This window comes from Pseudomonas sp. UBA5568 (assembly GCF_002425525.1).
GTDB lineage: Bacteria > Pseudomonadota > Gammaproteobacteria > Pseudomonadales > Pseudomonadaceae > Aquipseudomonas > Aquipseudomonas fulva.
In genome coordinates this window covers 1-20930 of the sequence record NZ_DIMK01000032.1, presented here as the reverse complement: position 1 = coordinate 20930, position 20930 = coordinate 1, and the positions used below count along the sequence as shown (strand labels likewise).

Annotated in this window: 17 protein-coding genes; 7 read left to right on the top strand and 10 right to left on the bottom strand. The window is 61.6% G+C overall.

Annotation, left to right across the window (positions count from 1 at the left end; translation table 11 throughout):
• The first annotated feature begins 21 nt into the window (after positions 1-21).
• The 6 genes from B2S33_RS10410 to cmoB all read left to right on the top strand — a co-directional run bounded on the left by B2S33_RS10410 (position 22) and on the right by cmoB (position 8687).
• Positions 22-1356: a carbohydrate porin gene (locus B2S33_RS10410; RefSeq protein WP_028687584.1), complete on the top strand. Its 1335-nt coding sequence runs from the start codon at positions 22-24 to the stop codon at positions 1354-1356.
• Between the two features lie 27 nt (positions 1357-1383).
• A complete protein-coding gene (locus B2S33_RS10405) occupies positions 1384-3795 on the top strand; it encodes a glucose/quinate/shikimate family membrane-bound PQQ-dependent dehydrogenase (RefSeq protein ID WP_028687583.1) in 2412 nt (803 codons plus the stop codon).
• Between the two features lie 134 nt (positions 3796-3929).
• Positions 3930-6350, top strand: a complete 2421-nt coding sequence (gene lon / locus B2S33_RS10400; RefSeq protein WP_027915375.1) for an endopeptidase La — start codon at positions 3930-3932, stop codon at positions 6348-6350.
• A gap of 111 nt (positions 6351-6461) precedes the next feature.
• Positions 6462-6854, top strand: a complete 393-nt coding sequence (locus tag B2S33_RS10395; protein WP_059183281.1) for a protease inhibitor I42 family protein — start codon at positions 6462-6464, stop codon at positions 6852-6854.
• Between the two features lie 136 nt (positions 6855-6990).
• Positions 6991-7734 carry a carboxy-S-adenosyl-L-methionine synthase CmoA gene (gene cmoA, locus B2S33_RS10390; protein WP_027915377.1) on the top strand — a complete coding sequence of 248 codons (744 nt, stop codon included), beginning with the start codon at positions 6991-6993 and terminating at the stop codon, positions 7732-7734.
• Positions 7731-8687 carry a tRNA 5-methoxyuridine(34)/uridine 5-oxyacetic acid(34) synthase CmoB gene (gene cmoB / locus B2S33_RS10385; protein ID WP_288502945.1) on the top strand — a complete coding sequence of 319 codons (957 nt, stop codon included), beginning with the start codon at positions 7731-7733 and terminating at the stop codon, positions 8685-8687. The genes cmoA and cmoB overlap by 4 nt, the downstream gene beginning before the upstream one ends.
• Before the next feature lie 8 nt (positions 8688-8695).
• Here cmoB and pdxJ read toward each other — a convergent pair whose 3' ends face one another.
• From pdxJ to rpoE, 10 genes are all read right to left on the bottom strand, one after another.
• Entirely contained in the window at positions 8696-9418 is a 723-nt protein-coding gene (pdxJ, locus tag B2S33_RS10380) for a pyridoxine 5'-phosphate synthase (RefSeq protein WP_219857981.1), read from the bottom strand.
• A gap of 60 nt (positions 9419-9478) precedes the next feature.
• Positions 9479-10162, bottom strand: coding sequence for a DNA repair protein RecO (gene recO / locus B2S33_RS10375; protein ID WP_088523555.1), 684 nt, complete (start codon positions 10160-10162; stop codon positions 9479-9481).
• 79 nt (positions 10163-10241) lie between these two features.
• Complete coding sequence (gene era, locus B2S33_RS10370) at positions 10242-11144, bottom strand: GTPase Era (RefSeq protein ID WP_023535257.1); 903 nt, start codon at positions 11142-11144, stop codon at positions 10242-10244.
• Positions 11137-11826: a ribonuclease III gene (gene rnc, locus B2S33_RS10365; protein WP_023535270.1), complete on the bottom strand. Its 690-nt coding sequence runs from the start codon at positions 11824-11826 to the stop codon at positions 11137-11139. Before rnc ends, era begins: the two co-directional genes overlap by 8 nt.
• A gap of 157 nt (positions 11827-11983) precedes the next feature.
• The gene (lepB, locus tag B2S33_RS10360) at positions 11984-12838 is read right to left on the bottom strand and encodes a signal peptidase I (RefSeq protein WP_023535203.1); all 855 of its coding nucleotides are present in this window, start codon (positions 12836-12838) and stop codon (positions 11984-11986) included.
• A 5-nt stretch (positions 12839-12843) separates the two neighbouring features.
• Positions 12844-14643 (bottom strand): translation elongation factor 4, encoded by a 1800-nt coding sequence (gene lepA, locus B2S33_RS10355; protein WP_023535281.1) that lies wholly within the window; start codon positions 14641-14643, stop codon positions 12844-12846.
• A gap of 182 nt (positions 14644-14825) precedes the next feature.
• Complete coding sequence (locus tag B2S33_RS10350; RefSeq protein WP_371259679.1) at positions 14826-16211, bottom strand: DegQ family serine endoprotease; 1386 nt, start codon at positions 16209-16211, stop codon at positions 14826-14828.
• A gap of 226 nt (positions 16212-16437) precedes the next feature.
• Entirely contained in the window at positions 16438-17397 is a 960-nt protein-coding gene (locus B2S33_RS10345; protein WP_110607313.1) for a MucB/RseB C-terminal domain-containing protein, read from the bottom strand.
• A gap of 12 nt (positions 17398-17409) precedes the next feature.
• Positions 17410-18000, bottom strand: coding sequence for a sigma-E factor negative regulatory protein (locus tag B2S33_RS10340; protein WP_023535291.1), 591 nt, complete (start codon positions 17998-18000; stop codon positions 17410-17412).
• A 31-nt stretch (positions 18001-18031) separates the two neighbouring features.
• Positions 18032-18613, bottom strand: coding sequence for an RNA polymerase sigma factor RpoE (rpoE, locus tag B2S33_RS10335; RefSeq protein WP_003252049.1), 582 nt, complete (start codon positions 18611-18613; stop codon positions 18032-18034).
• Positions 18614-19046: 433 nt separating this feature from the next.
• Between rpoE and nadB the strand changes: the two genes are divergently transcribed.
• Positions 19047-20651 (top strand): L-aspartate oxidase, encoded by a 1605-nt coding sequence (nadB, locus tag B2S33_RS10330; protein ID WP_110607312.1) that lies wholly within the window; start codon positions 19047-19049, stop codon positions 20649-20651.
• The last annotated feature ends 279 nt before the right edge of the window (positions 20652-20930 follow it).

Here is a 20930-nt window from a genome sequence, read left to right as displayed (position 1 = left end):
ATCAGAAGACAGCGCTACCTCATGCTTCAACTGCCAAAATCCTGCTACCTCGGCTTCGCCCTAGCGGCCATGGCCAACGCAGCCTACGCTAACGAGCCGTTTGCCAGTGACTCTCCCTGGATGTTCGGTGATTGGGCCGGGCACCGTACCGCCTTGCTCGACCAAGGTTATGACTTCACCTTGGGCTACACAGGCGAAATGGGCAGCAACCTGCGCGGTGGGTACGACCACAACCGCACGGCCCGCTACAGTGACCAGTTCACCTTCGGCAGCCACATGGACCTGGAAAAGATCTTCGGCTGGCGCGACGCCGAGTTCCAGCTCACGGTCACCGAGCGCCATGGCCAGAACATCAGCAACGACCGCATCAATGACCCCCGCGTCGGTGGCTTCACCTCGGCGCAGGAAGTGTGGGGCCGCGGTCAGACCTGGCGCCTGACGCAGCTGTGGGTCAAGCAGAAATATTTCGACGGCGCGCTGGACGTCAAGTTTGGCCGCTTTGGCGAAGGTGAAGACTTCAACAGCTTCCCCTGCGACTTCCAAAACCTGGCCTTCTGTGGCTCTCAGGTGGGCAACTGGGTAGGTGGCATCTGGTACAACTGGCCCGTCAGCCAGTGGGCCCTGCGCGTGCGCTACAACCTCAGCGACAGCCTCTTCGCGCAGGTTGGCGTGTTCGAGCAGAACCCGTCCAACCTGGAGTCGGGCAACGGCTTCAAGCTCAGCGGCAGCGGCACCCAAGGCGCGGTGATGCCAATCGAACTGGTGTGGAGCCCGCGTATCAAAGGCATGAAAGGGGAATATCGCGCCGGGTACTACTACAGTAATGCCAAGGCAAGCGATGTACTCAAGGACAGCGACGGGCAGTCGGCAGCGATCAGCGGTGCCGCCTACCGCAGCAGCTCAAGCAAGCACGGCGTGTGGCTGGGCGCTCAGCAGCAGGTGACTGCGCTGGCATCGGACGCCTCGCGTGGCTTGAGCGTATTCGCCAACGCCACGATGCATGACAAGAAAACCAATGCCATCGACAACTATGTGCAGGCTGGACTGGTATTCAAAGGGCCGTTCGACAGTCGGGCCAAGGACGACATCGGCCTTGCAGTCGCCCGTGTGCATGTCAACCCGGCCTATCGCAAGAATGCCCGGCTGGCCAACCAGGCCGCGGGGCTTTACGACTATGACAACCCTGGCTTCCTGCCAGTACAGGACACCGAATACAGCGCCGAGCTGTACTACGGCATTCACCTGGCCGACTGGCTCACGGTGCGACCGAACCTGCAATACATCCGCCACCCCGGCGGCGTGTCGCAGGTCGACAACGCCCTGGTCGGCGGCTTGAAAATCCAGAGCACTTTCTAAAAACACATATCAAACGGAGAACATGCGATGAGCACTGAAGGTGCCAACAAGGGAAGCCGCTGGCTACCCCGCCTGATCGGCGTCCTGCTGTTGTTGATGGGGCTGGCACTGCTGGCCGGTGGCATCAAGCTCAGTCAGCTGGGCGGGTCGCTGTATTACCTGATCGCCGGCATCGGGTTTGCCGTGTCTGGCGCCCTCCTGCTGGCCCAGCGCCGCATCGGCCTGGGTGTCTACGCCGTCGTGTTGCTGGGCAGCACGGTCTGGGCACTGCTCGAAGTGGGCCTGGACTGGTGGCAACTGGTACCGCGTCTGGCCATCTGGTTCGCCATCGGTGTAGTGCTGTTGCTGCCTTGGTCGCGCCGTCCGTTGATCGGGCCAGCCAGCAAAGCCAACACGGCCCTGCTCACCGTTGCCGTGGTGGCATCGGGTGCCTGCGCCGTCGCCAGTCAGTTCACCCACCCCGGTGAGGTGTATGGCGAACTGGGTCGCGACACCAGCGAAATGGCCAGCACCGCCCCGGCCATGCCCGACGGCGAGTGGCATGCCTACGGCCGCACCGAGCACGGCGACCGTTACTCGCCGCTGCGCCAGATCACCGCGCAAAACGCCTACCGCCTTGAAGAGGCCTGGCGTATCCGCACCGGCGACTTGCCCAGTGACAACGACCCGGTGGAACTGACCAACGAAAACACGCCGCTCAAAGCCAACGGCATGCTCTATGCCTGCACCGCCCACAGCCGCGTGCTGGCCTTGGACCCGGACACCGGTGCTGAAATCTGGCGTTATGACCCGCAGATCAAGAGCCCGGTGGGCACCTTCAAGGGTTTCGCCCACATGACGTGCCGTGGCGTTTCGTACTATGACGAAAACCGCTACGTAAGCCGTGACGGCAGCCCTGCGCCGACCATCAGCGATGCTGGCAAGGCCGTGGCTCAGGCCTGCCCGCGCCGTCTTTATCTGCCAACTGCCGACGCGCGCCTGATCGCCATCAATGCCGACAATGGCAAGGTCTGCGAAGGCTTTGCCAACCAGGGCAGTGTCGACCTGACCACCGGCCTTGGGCCATTTACGCCAGGTGGCTACTACTCCACATCGCCTGTGGCCATCACGCGCGATCTGGTGATCATTGGCGGTCACGTGACCGACAACGAATCGACCAGCGAGCCGTCTGGCGTGATCCGCGCATACGACGTACACGACGGCCGCCTGGTGTGGAACTGGGACAGCAACAACCCGGACGACACCGCGCCACTGGCACCGGGCAAGATGTACAGCCGCAACTCGGCCAACATGTGGTCGATTGCCAGCGTCGACGAAGACCTGGGCATGATCTACCTGCCACTGGGCAACCAGACGCCGGACCAATGGGGTGCTGACCGCACGCCAGGCGCCGAGAAATACAGCGCCGGTGTCGTCGCCCTGGACCTGGCGACCGGCAAGGCCCGCTGGAACTACCAGTTCACCCACCATGACCTATGGGACATGGACGTGGGCAGCCAGCCTACCTTGGTCTCCCTGAAGACCGACGATGGCGTCAAGCCTGCGGTCATCGTGCCGACCAAACAGGGCAGCCTGTACGTGCTGGACCGTCGTGACGGTACGCCGATCGTGCCGATCCGTGAAATCCCGACCCCGCAAGGCGCGGTCAAGGGCGATCACACCTCGCCGACCCAGGCCCGTTCGGACCTCAACCTGCTCGGCCCTGAGCTGACCGAACAGGCCATGTGGGGCGCCACGCCGTTCGACCAGATGCTGTGCCGCATCCAGTTCCGCGAGCTGCGCTACGAAGGCCAGTACACCCCGCCATCGGAGCAGGGTTCGCTGATCTACCCAGGCAACGTGGGTGTGTTCAACTGGGGCAGCGTCTCGGTCGACCCGGTACGTCAACTGCTGTTCACATCGCCCAACTACATGGCGTTCGTCTCCAAGATGATCCCCCGTGAGCAGGTTGCGGACGGTAGCAAGCGCGAGAGCGAGACCAGCGGCGTGCAACCGAACACCGGTGCACCCTATGCCGTCACCATGCACCCGTTCATGTCGCCGCTGGGCGTGCCGTGCCAGGCGCCTGCCTGGGGCTATGTGGCCGCCATCGACCTGTTCACCAACAAGGTGGTCTGGAAGCACAAGAACGGCACTACCCGCGACAGCACGCCGGTCCCAATCGGCCTGCCGGTTGGGGTACCCAGCATGGGCGGCTCGATCGTCACCGCCGGCGGCGTAGGCTTCCTGAGCGGTACGCTGGACCAGTACCTGCGCGCCTATGACGTCAACAACGGCAAGGAATTGTGGAAAGCCCGCCTGCCAGCAGGCGGCCAGGCCACGCCAATGACCTATACCGGCAAGGACGGCAAGCAGTACGTGCTGATCGTGGCCGGTGGCCACGGCTCGCTGGGCACCAAGATGGGCGACTACATCATCGCCTACAAACTCGCCGAGTAACCGGCACGGTGTCACCAAAAGCGGAGCCTTGCAGGCTCCGCTTTTTCATGCGCGCACGCCACTGCCCGGCAGCGGCTTGAAACCCTTCCTGCCTTGCCCCATCTAAGCACCATAGTCATTCACGCAGGTGCCCCATGAGCGACCAGCAGGATTACCCTGAACACGCCGACGATTCCAACGAAGTCGAACATACCAGTAGCCAGCCGATAACCGGCCATGCCTTGGCCCTGCCTGGACAACAGCTGCCGGACAAGGTCTATGTGATCCCCATTCACAACCGCCCGTTCTTTCCGGCGCAGGTGCTGCCGGTCATCGTCAACGAAGAGCCGTGGGCCGAGACGCTGGACTTGGTGGCCAAGTCTCCCGACCACTGCCTGGCGCTGTTCTTCATGGACACGCCGCCTGAAGACCACCGCCATTTCGACACCAAGGCCCTTCCGGAGTACGGCACCCTGGTCAAGGTGCACCATGCCAGCCGGGAAAACGGCAAGTTGCAGTTCGTGGCCCAGGGCCTGACGCGGGTACGTATTCGAACCTGGCTCAAGCACCATCGCCCGCCCTATCTGGTTGAAGTCGACTACCCGCGCCAACCGGCCGACCCGACCGACGAGGTCAAAGCCTATGGCATGGCCCTGATCAACGCCATCAAGGAGCTGCTGCCCCTCAACCCGCTGTACAGCGAAGAGTTGAAGAATTACCTCAACCGCTTCAGCCCCAACGACCCCTCCCCGCTGACCGACTTCGCCGCCGCGTTGACCTCGGCGACCGGCAGCCAGCTTCAAGAGGTGCTCGACTGCGTGCCCATGCTCAAGCGCATGGAAAAAGTGCTGCCCATGCTGCGCAAGGAAGTTGAAGTCGCTCGCCTGCAAAATGAAATTTCCGCCGAGGTGAACCGGCAGATTGGCGAGCATCAGCGCGAATTCTTCCTCAAGGAGCAACTGAAGGTCATCCAGCAGGAACTGGGGTTGACCAAGGATGATCGCAGCGCGGACCTCGAGCAGTTCGAACAACGGCTCGAAGGCAAGACCCTGCCGGACCAGGCACGCAAGCGCATCGACGAGGAGATGGGCAAGTTGGCGATCCTGGAGACAGGCTCACCCGAATACGCCGTGACCCGAAACTACCTGGAGTGGGCAACAGCCCTGCCCTGGGGTATCTACGGGGACGACAAGCTCGACCTCAAGCACGCCCGCAAGCTGCTCGACCAGCATCATGCGGGGCTGGACGATATCAAGGAACGTATCCTCGAGTTTCTGGCCGTTGGGGCATGGAAAGGCGAGATCAGTGGCTCGATCGTGTTGCTGGTGGGCCCGCCAGGGGTGGGCAAGACCAGCGTTGGCAAGTCCATCGCCGAATCGTTGGGCCGCCCATTCTATCGCTTCAGCGTGGGCGGCATGCGCGACGAAGCCGAAATCAAGGGGCATCGCCGCACCTACATCGGGGCCCAGCCAGGCAAGCTGGTGCAAGCCCTGAAGGATGTCGAAGTGATGAACCCGGTCATCATGCTCGACGAAATCGACAAGATGGGGCAAAGCTACCAAGGCGACCCGGCCTCGGCGCTGCTGGAAACCCTGGACCCCGAGCAGAACGTCGACTTCCTCGATCACTATCTGGACCTGCGCCTGGACCTGTCCAAGGTGCTGTTCGTCTGCACCGCCAATACCTTGGATTCCATCCCCGGTCCACTGCTCGACCGCATGGAGGTCATCCGCCTCTCCGGGTACATCACCGAAGAAAAACTGGCCATCGCTAAACGCCATCTCTGGCCCAAGCAACTGGCCAAGGCGGGTGTGGCCAAAAGCAGCCTGAGTATCACCGACAGCGCCTTGCGCCTGGTGATCGAAGGCTATGCCCGGGAAGCCGGCGTACGACAGCTGGAAAAACAGTTGGGCAAGTTGGTGCGCAAGGCCGTGGTGAAGCTGCTTGAAGACCCCACCGCCAAGCTCAAAATCGGACCAAAGGATCTGGAAGGCGCATTGGGCATACCGGTGTTCCGCAGTGAGCAGGTGCTGGCGGGCAAAGGTGTGATCACGGGCCTTGCCTGGACCAGCATGGGCGGTGCCACACTGCCAATCGAAGCGACGCGCATTCACACGCTCAACCGCGGTTTCAAGCTGACCGGCAAGCTCGGCGATGTCATGAAGGAATCGGCTGAAATCGCGTACAGCTATGTCAGTTCTAACCTCAAGCAGTTTGGCGGCGACCCGGCCTTCTTCAACGAAGCGTTCATTCACCTGCATGTACCCGAGGGTGCTACCCCCAAGGACGGTCCGAGTGCCGGCATTACCATGGCCAGCGCGCTGCTGTCCTTGGCACGGGATCAGGCACCGAAGAAAGGTGTGGCCATGACCGGCGAGCTGACCTTGACCGGGCAGGTGCTGCCCATTGGTGGGGTGCGTGAAAAGGTCATCGCGGCGCGCCGGCAGAAGATCCACGAGTTGATCCTGCCCGAGCCTAATCGCGGCGATTTCGAGGAACTGCCCGACTACCTGCGTGAAGGGTTGACGGTGCATTTCGCCAAACGCTTTGCCGACGTCGCCAAAGTGCTTTTCTGAAGTACAGGAGCAGGGGCTGTGCTGCAGCCCCCTGGTTCATCCTTCCCTCGGTATGACTACCGTGCCGCTTAATCGGTTATCCTCGGGCACTCGACAACCCGTGGAGCCCCTATGTCCACCTCACGCCTGCTTGCCCCGTTGGGGCTGACTCTGCTAACCGCCTGCGCCCAGCACGGGCCCGAGCCTGTCACCCTGGATGCTGACAGTGAGTGCCCGATCTACCTGGAAAAAGGGCAGGTGTTGAACCTGACCCTTCCCAGCAACCCTTCCACTGGCTACCGCTGGCGCGTGGAAGCCGCCGCTACGCCTGTGCTCGTCAGCCTCGGGCCCGAGGTCTACAGCGCGCCCGATCAGGAGGATGTGGTCGGCAGCGAAGGCCTCTCGACGTGGCGTTATCAGGCCGATCAAAGCGGCAAGGCCGCCTTGAAGCTGGTATATCAACAGCCTTGGGCCAGGCAGGTGACGCCAGTGCAAACCTTCGATTGCAATGTCGTCGTGCGCTGACGCTTTGCGTTGATGTACGTGGGCGAATCTGCCGTACATACGCAGGATCCAGGCCAATCGGCGCCACGCTGGCATGGCAAGATCACCCGCCATTCGATAAAATGCGCGCCCCGTTTCACCCAGCCTTGAGCCCGCCGTGACCACAGATCCCGATCGTCTTTTCGCCCAACCGTTGGCGCAGGTACCCGACTTCGTTTTCAACGAGGACGTGGTGCGCGTGTTCCCGGACATGATCAAGCGCTCCGTGCCGGGCTATCCCACGATTGTCGAGAATGTGGGCGTACTGGCCGCACGCTTCGCCATGCCCGGCACGGCGTTGTATGACCTGGGCGCCTCGCTCGGTGCGGTTACGCAGGCTTTGCGCCGGCACGTGCGCGGGGAAGGTTGCCGCGTAATCGCCGTGGACAATTCCGCCGCCATGGTCGAGCGCTGCCGCGAATACCTCGCAGCCCAGGACTCGATGTTCCAGGAATTGTTGCCTGTCGAGGTGCTGGAAGCGGACATCCTCAACCTGGCGTTCGAACCGGCCTCGGTGGTGGCGATGAACTTCACCCTGCAGTTCATCGCACCGCCGCAGCGACTGGCGCTGTTGACCCGCATCCGCCAGTCACTGCTGCCCGGCGGTGCCCTGATCCTTTCGGAAAAGCTGTGCTTTGCCGACGCCACAGCGCAGGCGCTGCTCAACGACCTGCACCTGGACTTCAAACGCGCCAACGGCTACAGCGAACTGGAAATTGCCCAGAAGCGCAGCGCCATCGACAACGTGATGAAGCCTGACACCCTGGAAACCCACCGCCAGCGCTTGCTCGATGCAGGGTTCTCGACGGTGGTGCCCTGGTTCCAATGCCTTAACTTTGCCTCGTTGATAGCCCTACCATGATCGATCTTTCCCCTCTGGCGCGCCGTCTGGCGGGCACCCCCCTGGCTGAATGGTCGCAAGGCCTGCAGGCGCAACTCGATGCCAAGCTGGAAAAAGGTCATGGCGACCTGGACCGCTGGCGTGGTGCGCTGCACGCGCTACCGGCCCTGCAGCCGAGCGAAATCGACCTGGTAAACGGACTGCGTCTGGACTGCGACTGCGATGATGCCAGCCGCGTGCAAATGCGCCAGGCATTGATGGGGCTGTCGCCCTGGCGCAAAGGCCCCTTCGATCTGTTTGGCGTGCACGTCGATACCGAATGGCGCTCGGACTGGAAATGGGCTCGCGTTGCGCCGCACCTGGACCTCAAGGGCAAGCGGGTACTGGACGTTGGCTGCGGTAATGGCTATTACCAGTGGCGCATGCTGGGCGCTGGCGCCGACATGGTCATCGGGGTCGACCCGAACTGGTTGTTCTTCTGTCAGTTCCAGGCGGTACAACGGTACTTGCCGAACCTGCCGGCCTGGCACCTTCCTTTTGCGCTGGAAGACCTGCCTGCCAGCCTCGAGGGCTTCGACACTGTGTTTTCGATGGGGGTGTTCTATCACCGTCGCTCGCCTATCGAGCACCTGCTGGCGCTCAAGCACTGCCTGGTCAAGGGCGGCGAACTGGTTTTGGAAACACTGGTGATCGAAGGCGACGTGCAACAGGTGCTGGTGCCCGAGGACCGTTACGCGCAGATGCGCAACGTGTGGTTCCTGCCCTCGGTCCCAGCCCTGGAGCGCTGGCTGCGCCGGGCTGGGTTCAGTGATGTTCGCTGCGTGGATGTCAGTGTCACGAGCCTGGAAGAACAGCGCAGCACCGAATGGATGCGCTATCAGTCGCTCAGTGATTTCCTCGACCCCAGCGATTCAGGCAAAACCATCGAGGGCTTGCCTGCCCCGCGTCGCGCCACGCTGGTGGCGCGCAAATAGCCGTTGGCTCAACGCGAGGCCGCGAGAATCAACGCCTTCATTTCTGATACGGCGGCCTTGAAGCCCACGAACAATGCGTGGGCGACCAGCGCGTGGCCGATGTTCAGTTCGTTGATGCCCTTGATGGCCGCCACGGCCTCAACGTTGTGGTAGTGCAGGCCATGGCCGGCATTGACGATCAAGCCTTGGCCGATGCCAAACGCCACGCCATCGACAATGCGCTTGAGCTCTTCAGCCACTTCGGTAGGTGATTGCGCGTCGGCATAACGGCCGGTGTGCAGCTCGATGGCCGGCGCGCCTACCCGGTGCGAGGCCTCGATCTGGCGCTCGTCGGCATCGATGAACAACGACACCTCTGCGCCGATCCGCGACAGGCGCTCGACCGCCGCTTTGATTCGCGCTTCCTGGCCTGCCACATCCAACCCACCCTCGGTGGTGAGTTCCTGACGGGTTTCAGGCACCAGGCAGATGTGCGCCGGGCGGATCTTTTCGGCAAAGGCCATCATCTCTTCGGTGACGCCCATTTCGAAGTTCATGCGCGTCTGCAATACATCCTTGAGCAGCAACACGTCGCGCTCCTGGATGTGGCGGCGATCCTCGCGCAGGTGCACGGTGATGCCGTCGGCACCCGCCTCTTCAGCATCCAGCGCCGCCTTGACAGGGTCTGGGTAACGCGTACCCCGGGCCTGGCGCAGGGTGGCCACATGGTCGATGTTGACGCCGAGAAGCATGCGGTTGCTGTGGGTCACGAAAGGCTCTCCTTGGATTGAGCCCTACAGCATACGTCGTGATCAGCGCTTGCGAAACAGTTCGCGGCTGACCAGCGGCTTGCCACCCAGATGAACGGCCAGGGCCTGGCGCATCAAGCGCTTGGCCGCCAGCAAAGCACCTGGCGTTTCCCAGTCTGCCTCGGCCAAGGCCAGCAACTCGGTGCCACCGAACAGCCCAGGCTGGGGCAGTTCGACCCGCTCCAGCCCAGCGTCCACGCGCAGGCGGTACCGCCCCTCGGCGGCAATGGGCTGCTCGTTGACATCCATGTGCAGCGAGAAGGCGTAACCCAGCTCATCGAGCAGCCGCCATTCAAAGGCCCGCAACAGCGGCTCGAGCGGACGGCCGGCCAGAAGAGCTTGCAGGGTTTGCGCATAGTGATCAAACAACCCAGGCGAAGGTGCCTCTGCCGGGAGCAGGCGCATCAGCAACTCATTGAGGTACAAACCGCTGAACACAGCGTCCCCGTGCAGCCAGGGTGCCATGCCGACCGTTTCCAGCCTGCCAACGTTTTTCAGCTCCCCTCGCCCGCGCAGCTCAAGCTCCAGTGGCACGAAGGGGCGCACCAGGCTGCCACCCTTGCCCCGCGCGCGGCGCAATACGGCACGTACGCGCCCCTGGGGGGTGAAGAAGTCCACCAGCGCGCTGGTTTCCTTGTAGGCGCGGCTGTGCAGCACATAGGCTGGCTGACCGACAGGTTGTTCCATGAAATTCACCAGCCCGCGTGAGGCAGACGTTGTCGAGAACGCCCCGACCGGGGCGCTCTCGCATCAGGCTGCGTAAGCCTTAGAGGTCGCCGTAGCCCAGCGAGCGCAGGGCGCGCTCGTCATCGGACCAGCCGCCTTTGACCTTGACCCAGAGGTTGAGCATGACCTTGGCGTCAAACAGCACTTCCATGTCCTTGCGCGCATCGGAACCGATGCGCTTGATGCGCTCACCCTTGTCGCCGATGATGATTTTCTTCTGCCCGTCGCGTTCGACCAGGATCAGCGCATGGATATGCAACACATGCCCCTGCTGCTTGAACTCCTCGATCTCCACCGTGATCTGGTAAGGCAGCTCGGCGCCCAGCTGACGCATGATCTTTTCACGCACCAGCTCGGCAGCCAGAAAGCGGCTGCTGCGATCGGTGATCTGGTCTTCCGGGAAGAAATGCTCGTTTTCCGGCAGGTGCTTGGCGATCAGCGCTTCGAGCGATTCGAGGTTGTGGCCCTGCTGCGCGGAAATGGGCACGATCTCGGCGTTGGGCAGCTGGCCTTGCAGCCACTGAAGGTGCGGAATGAGCTCGGCCTTTTCATCCATGCGGTCAGTCTTGTTCACCGCCAGGATCACCGGGCCGGTCACGTACTGAACGCGCTCGAGCACCAATTGGTCCTCATCCGTCCACCGGGTGCGGTCCACTACGAAGATCACCACGTCGACGTCCTTCAAGGCGGCCGAGGCGTTGCGATTCATGTAGCGGTTCAGGGCCTTGTCGTTGGCCTTGTGCATGCCGGGGGTATCGACATAGATGGCCTGCACCGGGCCCTCGGTCTTGATGCCGAGCATGTTGTGACGCGTGGTCTGCGGCTTGCGCGAGGTAATGGCCAGTTTCTGGCCAAGGATGTGGTTCAACAGGGTCGACTTGCCGACGTTCGGGCGACCGACGATAGCGACGTAGCCGCAACGGGTAGTGGTGTTCTCAGTCATTGCCATTCTCCACGCCCAGGGCGATCAATGCGGACGCAGCGGCTACCTGCTCGGCGATACGCCGGCTGACACCCTGACCACGGCTCTTGTTGTTCAGCAGCACGACTTCGCATTCGACGAAGAACGTACGGCAGTGAGGTTCGCCCTGGATATCCACCACTTCGTAACGCGGCAGCTCGCAGCTGCGCGATTGCAGGAACTCCTGCAGGCGGGTTTTAGGATCCTTGTTGGTATCGACCAGGGTCAGCCCTTCGAACTCGTTGGCCAGCCAGGCGAGCACGCGCTCGCGGGCCGTGTCCATGTCGGCGTCCAGGTAGATGGCCCCGATCAAGGCCTCCAGCGCATCGGCCAGAATGGACTCGCGGCGAAAGCCCCCGCTTTTGAGCTCGCCCGAACCCAGGCGCAGGTATTCGCCCAGGTCGAACCCTCGGGCCAGACGGGCCAGGGTCTCACCTTTGACCAGGCGGGCACGCAGCCGTGACAGCTGCCCTTCACGGGCCTGGGGGAAGCGCTCGAACAGCGCCTCGCCGGCGACGAAGTTGAGAATGGCGTCACCGAGGAACTCCAGACGCTCGTTATTGCGCCCGGCATAGCTGCGGTGGGTCAGGGCCAGGAGCATCTGGTCCTGGTCCTTGAAGGTGTAACCGAGCTTTCGCTCCAGGCGGGTAAGGGAAGCAGTCATGCGGCCACCCGATCGTTGTTAAACGCGTTGTTCAAATCAGCATCCTGAAAGACGGTTTGGCCATGGTCACCGCACGCTGGGCGGCGAATCTCCCATCCTTGAGACACAGCCTATGTCAGAAAAGCATTCGGCGCTGTATGGACAGCGCCGAAGGGTATCAATGGATCAGTCCGACCCGCGACAAGTTGGGCAGGTGGCTGAGTTTTGGCTCAGGCCAGCTCATCCATACTGCGAAAGCCTTGCCAACGATGTTGCGGTCCGGAACCATGCCGTGCAGTTCCTTGGGAATGTTGGGGTCATCCCAGTAGCGGCTGTCGTTGGAGTTGTCGCGGTTGTCGCCCATCATGAAGTAATGGCCGGCTGGCACCGTCCATTGCTGGTCCGGCGGCATACGGTAACGGCTCATCTCCTTGCGGATCAGGTGCTCGGCAGCACCGAGCTTCTCCTTGTAAAGCTGAGCGCTGCCCAGCGTCCCAGGCTCGGTACCTACCAGTTGCTCGGCGACCCGCTGACCATTGACGAACAACTGCTTGTCGTTGGTGTAGCGAATCTGGTCACCGGGCAAGCCGACGACCCGCTTGATGTAGTTGACGTTCGGGTCGCTGGGGTAGCGGAACACCATCACATCGCCGCGCTGTGGGTCGCCCACCTCGATGACCTTCTTGTCGATCACCGGCAAGCGGATGCCATAGGAGAACTTGTTCACCAGGATGAAGTCACCCACTTCCAGCGTGGGTTTCATCGACCCCGACGGAATCTGGAACGGTTCGACCAGGAACGAGCGCAGCACCAGCACGATGAACAGCACCGGGAAGAACGACTTGCCGTATTCGACCAGCAAGGGTTCCTTGTTCAGGCGCTCGACCACCGCCGGTTCCGGCTGGCTGACACTGCCCTGGTAAGTGGCGATCGCCGCACGTCGGCGCGGCGCCAGGAACAGAAGGTCGATCAGGCCCAACAGACCGCACACGAACACGGCAATGACGAGCAACAGCGGGAAATTTAGCGACATAGGACCTAACTATCCAACCTGAGCACGGCGAGGAAGGCTTCTTGTGGAATTTCCACGTTGCCCACCTGTTTCATGCGTTTCTTACCGGCCTTCTGCTTCTCAAGCAGCTTCTTCTTACGGCTGACGTCGCCGCCATAACATTTGGCCAGTACGTTCTTTCTGAGCGCCTTGACAGTGGTACGCGCGATGATCTGGCCACCAATGGCTGCCTGGATCGCCACATCGAACATCTGCCGCGGGATCAGTTCCTTCATCTTCTCGGTCAACGCGCGGCCTTTGTACGCAGCGTTGTCGCGGTGCACGATCAATGCCAGGGCATCGACCTTGTCACCGTTGATCAACACGTCCAGCTTGACCAGGTTGGCCGACTGGTAACGATCGAAGTGATAGTCCAGCGAAGCATAGCCACGGCTGGTGGACTTCAAGCGGTCGAAGAAGTCCAGTACCACTTCGTTCATCGGCATGTCGTAACGCACTTGCACCTGGCTGCCCAGGAACTGCATGTCGCGCTGAACGCCACGCTTCTCGATACACAAGGTGATCACGTTGCCCAGGTGTTCTTGTGGCACCAGGATGGTCGCGGTCACGATGGGCTCGCGGAAGTCGGTGACCGACGAGACGTCTGGGAGCTTCGACGGGTTGTCGACGACGATGGTTTCACCGGTCTTGAGTTCCAGCTCGTAGATCACGCTGGGCGCGGTGGTGATCAGGTCCAGGTCGTACTCGCGCTCCAGGCGCTCCTGGATGATCTCCATGTGCAGCATGCCCAGGAACCCGCAGCGGAAGCCAAAGCCCAGGGCGTCGGAGCTTTCGGGCATGTATTGCAGGGACGAATCGTTGAGCGTCAGCTTCTGCAAGGCATCGCGGAAGTCTTCGAAGTCATCGGAACTGACCGGGAACAGACCGGCGTATACCTGCGGCTGGATCTTCTTGAACCCAGGCAGCACTTCGACTTCCGGGGTGGAAGACAGGGTCAGGGTATCGCCGACCGGGGCACCGTGGATGTCCTTGATGCTGGCGATGATGAAGCCCACTTCGCCGGCTTTGAGGTCGGCGGTTTGGGTGTGCTTGGGCGTGAAGACGCCCACGCTGTCGACCAGGTGCAGCTTGCCGGTGGACTTGACCAGGATCTTGTCGCCTTTCTTGACGCGACCATGGCGCACGCGCACCAGCGAGACCACGCCCAGGTAGTTGTCGAACCAGGAGTCGATGATCAGGGCTTGCAGTGGCGCGTCGATATCGCCGGTCGGTGCGGGAATGGTGTGCACCAGGCGTTCGAGCACCTCGTCCACCCCCATGCCGCTCTTGGCACTGCAGGCCACGGCATCAGTGGCATCGATGCCGATGATCTTCTCGATTTCGTCCTTGACGCGATCGGGATCGGCCTGTGGCAGGTCCATCTTGTTCAGAACCGGCATGACTTCCAGGCCTTGCTCGATGGCCGTGTAGCAGTTGGCGACGGACTGGGCCTCGACACCCTGGCCGGCATCGACCACCAGCAACGCCCCTTCGCACGCCGCCAGCGAGCGCGAGACTTCATAGGTGAAGTCGACGTGGCCGGGGGTATCGATGAAGTTGAGCTGGTAGACCTTGCCGTCCTGGGCCTTGTAGTTGAGCGTGACGCTGTGGGCCTTGATGGTGATCCCGCGTTCGCGCTCCAGGTCCATGGAGTCGAGCACCTGGGCTTCCATTTCGCGCGCAGTCAGGCCACCGCACATTTGAATGAAACGGTCGGCCAGCGTCGACTTGCCATGGTCGATGTGGGCGATGATGGAGAAATTGCGGATATGACTCAAATCACTCACGGGTCAACACTCGGAAAAGGCTGCGAGCCGGACGCCCGCCGAAAAATAGCCGGCAATTGTACCTGAAGCTGCCAGGATGTGGGAGATTCCTCTGCCCGGCCGTCACCTGCAGCTTGGCATTGAAATGTCACTGCACATGAAAAAGGGCAGCTGTCGCTGCCCTCCTCCCGTATTCGCCGCGCTTACTCGGCGAGCTTGAAGGTGATGAAGCTGGCGCGCCCCTGGCGCAACACGCGCATGGACACGGAGCGGTTCTTCGGCAGCTCCTTGGCGATTTGCGTGAATTCCTTGGCCGAACCGATGGCCTGGTTGTTCAGGTGACTGATGACGTCACCCGGACGCAGGCCGATCAGCGCGGCCGGACCATCCTGCACTTCCTTGATGACCACGCCGCCCTTGAGCTCCAGGGATTTCTTCTGCTCGGCAGTAAGATCGGCCACCGAAACGCCCAGGCGATTGCTGCTGCGCTCGACATTGCTGTCGCCGGCACCGGCGCCGATGTCGGCATCGTCATCTGGCAGTGCGCCAACACTGACATCAAGGGTCTGGCGCTTGCCGTTGCGAATGATGTCCAGCTTGGCCTTGGCACCATCCTTCAAGCCACCTACCAGATGCGGCAGGTCGGCAGACATGACGATCGGCTGGCCATTCATGCTCAGGATGACATCACCGACCTGCAGGCCCCCTTTGGCAGCCGGGCCGTTTTCCAGCACCTGAGCGACCAGCGCACCGGCAGGCTTGTCCAGACCGAAGGATTCAGCCAGGTCCTTGTTGACCTCCTGGATGACGACGCCCAGCCAGCCACGGCTGACCTTGCCGTCCTTCTTCAGCTGATTCGAGACATCGATGGCCACGTCGATCGGGATCGCGAACGACAGGCCCATGAAGCCACCGGAGCGCGTGAAGATCTGCGAGTTGATCCCCACCACCTCGCCGTTCATGTTGAACAGCGGCCCACCCGAGTTGCCCGGGTTGATCGCAACGTCGGTCTGGATGAACGGCACATAGGTGTCGTTGGGCAGGGTGCGACCCTTGGCGCTGACGATACCTTTGGTCACCGAATGGTCAAAGCCGAACGGCGAGCCGATGGCCAATACCCATTCGCCGACCTTGAGCTTTTCAGAATCCCCCAGCTTGACGGTAGGCAGGTTCTTACCCTCCACCTTCAGCAGTGCGACGTCGGTGCGCGGGTCGGTACCGACCAGCTTGGCTTGCAACTCGCTGCGGTCGGACAAGCGCACGATGATTTCGTCGGCATCGGCGATGACATGGTTATTGGTCAGTACATAGCCGTCGCTGGAGATGATGAAGCCCGAGCCCAGTGACTGCGCCTCACGCTGACGGTCACCACGCGGTGCACGCGGTTGCTGCGGAAGGTTGCGCTCGAAGAATTCGCGGAACATTGGCGGCAGGCCTTCGAGATCCGGCATTTGACCTGCGGCGATGCGACGGTCCGGAAGCTTCTGCTTGGTACTGATGTTGACGACCGCCGGCGAGGCTTGCTCGACCAGCGTCGTGAAATCCGGCAGGGCTTCTTCAGCCTGGACCGTCAGCACTTGCCCGAGCATCAGCACGGCCGCGAAGAACGATAGATAGGGTTTCAAACGAGGTATTGACATACGGCTCCCGTCACAACGAGCGGTAATTAAGAAACGACCCTGCACAACGCAGCAATGGCCAGGCTCCCAGAAGCCTGACCTATAGAAAATTTGCCGTCAGATTGCAAATGACAATGCTTTAATTTCATTTCAAAAAGCCACGCCCTGAGCGGGACCGCTCGCCATTAGCCTTTGCTCACTGGCCCGCCTGAGCGTCTTGAGGACGCATCGACAAGGCAACGCGTTCGGCCGTGCCTAGCGGAATCTCGCCAACGACGGTCACCATCATCTGGCCCTTTGGCGTACTCAGGCGCCGCGATACTGCCGATGTCGGGCCCAACTGGGTACGCACATCAGCGCCAGCCTCGCCCTTCACAGGCTCGATGAAGACAGAGAAACGCGCCAGACCGTCGTCATACATCAAGGTGCTGACCGGGCTGCCCTGCCCAGGTTCGCGGCGGATGGCGCTATTGACCACTTCGAACCCTGACGGTAGCCAATCGGAGCGCCACCCAGAGACAGCCCCACCGGCAGGCGCCGCTGCCACCACGGGCTTGCAGGCCGAACTGGGGCGCAGGTCTTCGTCGGTAGGCATGCGTGCTTCAAGCCGGGTCATCTGGAACCGCTCAAGCAGTTGACCTTTCTCGTTAAGCATCAGCGAGCGCAGCGGTAAGCCCGTTGCACGGTCCAGATGCAGCTCGTAACCGTAACGGTGCTGATCACGCGGTGAAAGTGACACGACCACCGCGTCCCGGCCTGCAACGCGAGACTTGCCGGACACGGACAGGTCGTACCAACTCATGAGTTTGAGGGGGTCAAGGCGGCGTGGCGCGCTATCGGGCGGCGCCGAAATACCTTCGGCAAGCCCGCCACTGACGCATTGTACCTTGCCATCGACGCGCACGATTTCCTGGGCGACGCCATCGAGCTGCAGCAGCCGCTCGCTGACCTTGCCCTCTTGGACACGGTGCCAGATATCGTGGGTTGAAAAGCTGCCGTTACGTTCGTAAACGAAGGAGCCCAGGTAGCTCTGTCGTTGCTCGGCCTGTGCCAGCTTGTTCAGCCACTCGTTCGCCTCGGGCGAAGAATTGGCTGCCAACGCTGGCACCGTCATGCAGCTGCCGAGCAGCAGCGACAGGAGAGGTAGCGCGCGCATGAGCCTCCCTAATTAGCGGTTTTCCAGGCTGGCGGCGCGAGCGTAAGGCAGTGCGGTTTCAGAACCCTTCAGAGCGGACTCCTGGGCATGTTGGCGCAGGTAACCTGGCAGACGCTGGTCCCAGCCAGCCTGGTTCTGCAAAACACCGTTGGCCATCGGGCCAGTCGGCTGATCGCTGCTTTCGCTGTAGCCGGCCAGCACGGCAGGGCCTTGGGCCTGCGGCACGGTCACACCCTGCTGAACAGGCTGCTGGGCCGCAAGCTGGGCACCGGTAATATCATCCTGGTTGTACAGGCGCACACCTGCCAGTACGGCGAGGGTCACCGACGCGGCAACAGCCACGCGGCTTACGGTGCGCCATGGGCCTTGCTTGGCCTTGGCAGGCACGGCCTCATCGGCCAGCGCTGCGGATACCGCCGAGGCGATGTCCAGGTTAGGCAGCAGCAGCTCCTTGTGCATGGCTGCACGGGCTACCTGGTAACGGGACCAGGTAGCACGGGTTTCGGCATCGTCGACGGCATTCAACACCCGACGCAATTCCAGTTGGTCCGCTTCGTTATCCATTACCGCGGACAGCGATTCCTGCAAAGCTTCACGACTCATGGCGGTTCCTCTCTTGGCTGTAGCCGCTGTCTCAGGTTTCCTGCAGCAAAGGCTGCAAGGCTTTGTCAATGGCCTCCCGAGCGCGGAAGATACGAGAGCGCACGGTACCCACTGGACATTGCATGACGCTGGCAATGTCTTCGTAACTCAGGCCATCGAACTCTCGCAGGGTCAGCGCCGTACGCAAGTCTTCTGGCAGTTGCTGAATGGTGCGATGGACAGTGCCTTCGATCTCATCCCGCAACAAGGAGCGCTCTGGAGACTCAAGATCCTTGAGGCCATGATCGCCGTCGTAAAACTCCGCATCCTCGGAGCTCACATCGCTGTCTGGCGGCCGTCTTCCACGGGACACCAGGTAGTTCTTCGCCGTGTTGATGGCGATGCGGTACAGCCACGTATAAAACGCACTGTCACCGCGGAAGTTGCCAAGCGCACGGTACGCCTTGATGAACGCTTCTTGTGCAACGTCCTGGGCTTCGTGGGTGTCATGGACAAACCGCACGATCAACCCGAGAATCTTGTGCTGGTACTTCAGCACCAATAGATCGAAAGCTCGCCTGTCGCCGCGTTGTACGCGCTCGACCAGTTGCTGATCTTCTTCCTGGGTTAGCATGAACACTCCTCGGTGATCTCGAAGGAGCGTTGCAGCAGCCATCGCTCAGGCTTGCAACCATAGACTCGGGCTTTGCGCAAAAGTTCTCCCCTCCAAGCAAGTTTCCTGCAGACCTTGAGCGGCGTGCACGGAAGACGCGGCACGGCAGCAGCCGACAACGTCGATAATCAGGTTACGAATACGCAGGTGAGCCCAATGTCGAGCTACCACCCTGCGTCGCCGCGGCAAATTGTTGGCGTGCGGGCAGCCTTCATAGGATTTCCAGCCACGCTGGAAAGTTCCCACAATGCCTGCCGTTACCGGGCGAGCGGCATGGAAAAGGGCCACCCGAGGCTGCTATAAAGGCCACCCGGCCATTAAACGATAGTTTCACAATGCCATCGACGCATGACTATTGTGCCGTGCCCCCTCCGAAGATTACTAGTGTCCTGACATGAGCCAACAATTCCAACATGATGTCCTGGTTATCGGCAGCGGCGCAGCGGGCCTGAGCCTGGCCCTGAACCTGCCTGCGAATCTGCGCATTGCGGTGCTGAGCAAGGGTGACCTGGCCAGCGGTTCGACCTACTGGGCCCAAGGGGGCGTAGCGGCCGTACTGGACGGCGCCGATACGATTCAGTCCCACGTGGAGGACACCCTCAATGCCGGCGGTGGCCTGTGCCACGAAGACGCTGTTCGCTTTACCGTGGAGCACAGCCGCGAAGCCATCGAGTGGCTGATCGAGCAAGGCGTGCCGTTTACCCGGGATGAGCCCAACGGCGTGGTCGACGCAGGCTTCGAATTTCACCTGACACGTGAAGGCGGCCATAGCCACCGGCGCATCATCCATGCCGCCGACGCCACGGGCGCGGCCATCTTCAACACCTTGCTGGCCCAGGCCAGGCAGCGCCCGAACATCGAGCTGCTGGAGCAGCGTGTGGCGGTGGACCTGATCACCGAGCGGCGCCTGGGCCTGGACGGCGAGCGCTGCCTGGGTGCCTACGTGCTGGACCGCAACACGGGCCAAGTGGACACGTTCGGCGCGCGGTTCACGGTGTTGGCCACGGGTGGGGCGGCGAAAGTGTACTTGTACACCAGCAACCCAGATGGCGCGTGCGGCGATGGTATCGCCATGGCCTGGCGGGCTGGCTGCAGGGTCGCGAACCTTGAGTTCAACCAGTTCCACCCTACGTGCCTTTATCACCCGCAGGCCAAGAGCTTTTTGATCACCGAGGCCTTGCGTGGCGAAGGCGCCCTGCTTCGCCTGCCCAACGGGGAGCGCTTCATGCCCCGCTTCGACCCACGCGAGGAGCTTGCCCCGCGCGACATCGTGGCGCGGGCGATCGACCATGAAATGAAGCGTCTGGGGGTGGACTGCGTCTACCTGGACATCTCGCACAAGCCTGTCGAGTTCATCAAGAACCATTTCCCTACCGTTTACGAGCGGTGCCTGGGCTTTGGCATCGACATCACCCGCCAGCCGATACCTGTGGTGCCGGCAGCGCACTACACCTGTGGTGGCGTCATGGTGGACGACCGGGGGCACACGGATGTACCGGGGCTGTATGCGATTGGTGAAACCAGCTTCACGGGGCTGCATGGCGCCAATCGCATGGCCAGCAACTCGCTGCTGGAGTGCTTCGTCTACGGTCGGGCTGCGGCGGCCGACATCCAGGCGAACCTCGAGAATGTCGGCATGCCAATGGCCTTGCCTGGGTGGGATGCCAGCCAGGTCACGGACTCGGACGAGGATGTGATCATTGCGCATAACTGGGATGAGCTACGGCGCTTCATGTGGGATTACGTGGGGATCGTGCGAACCAGCAAGCGGTTGCAGCGGGCGCAGCATCGCGTGCGGTTGTTGCTCGATGAAATCGACGAGTTCTACAGCAACTACAAGGTCAGTCGGGATTTGATCGAGTTGCGCAATCTGGCGCAGGTGGCGGAGTTGATGATTCGCTCGGCGATGCAGCGCAAGGAGAGCCGGGGGTTGCATTACACGTTGGATTATCCGGCGATGCTTGGCGAGGCCAGAGACACGGTGCTTGAGCCCGATTGAATGGTTGGGGGAAGATGGGGACTGCAGGATTTAGCTTCGCGGCCCACATTGTCGGGGCCGGTCTGGCGTCCCGGCAAGACCGTTTCTACGCGCGTGCGTGCTGCTTAGGGATACGCTGCTGCTTATTGAGATGTGTTTAACAGCGAGCACTGTGCCAAACAGCATACCCCTGATATAAAACCGGTATAACGCGAGCTCATACATTAACTTTCTGAATCTTTCATAACTCACACCCACGAAGCCCCCAACGCTCTTGCCTTTGATCTTGATCTTGATCTT